The 669-nt window shown below is 36.5% G+C and carries 1 protein-coding gene; it reads left to right on the forward strand.

The genetic code is table 11. The features are described 5' to 3' along the window. On the forward strand, positions 1–669 hold a 669-nt coding region (locus BOW55_RS20710; RefSeq protein ID WP_206733643.1), incomplete at both ends, for a carboxypeptidase regulatory-like domain-containing protein.

Raw genomic sequence — 669 nt, forward strand, 5'->3', positions numbered from 1 at the left:
GTAGTTATTACAAATCAAAATAACGAAGTAGTTGGAAACACAAATTTACCAGCTGGAACTTATACTCTTACTGCAACATCTGTAGTAAATAATGAAAATGAAACTTGTACAGCAACTGCAACCGTTGTTATTACTGAACCAAATTATAAAGTTAAAATATCTGGACAAATTATCAATGTAGATACTAACACTCCTATTGCAAATGTTCCAGTAACATTAATTCCTCAAGGTACAACTACAGGACCAATCTTACTGCGCGTAACTGGAGCCGATGGTATGTACAGCTTCACAGGAATGCCTGCAGGAAGTTATTTAGTTCAAGTTCAAGATGCCAATTTAAATAGTGCATATCAACTTTACCCTGTCGACTCGAGCTTGTTCTTTACTACTCTTAAAGAATGTGAATTCCAAGTTCATAACTTCGAATACGGAAAATCAAACCTTCCTGTTTTAGGAGATTATGTTTGGTATGATGTTAATGGAAATGGTGTACAAGACGAATGGTACGATGCAAATAATGATGGTGTTGTAACTAAAAACATACCAGATGCAGAAGGCGCCATAGATTACAGTCTTTGGGAATGGATCGATTTTAATGGTGACGGAAGTTATGCTGGTCCATCAAATGCAGGCGAATTAAATGCCGGTGGTTTTGGAAACGCATCAAAT

It is taken from the genome of Flavobacterium sp. YO12 (genome assembly GCF_004119495.1).
GTDB lineage: Bacteria > Bacteroidota > Bacteroidia > Flavobacteriales > Flavobacteriaceae > Flavobacterium.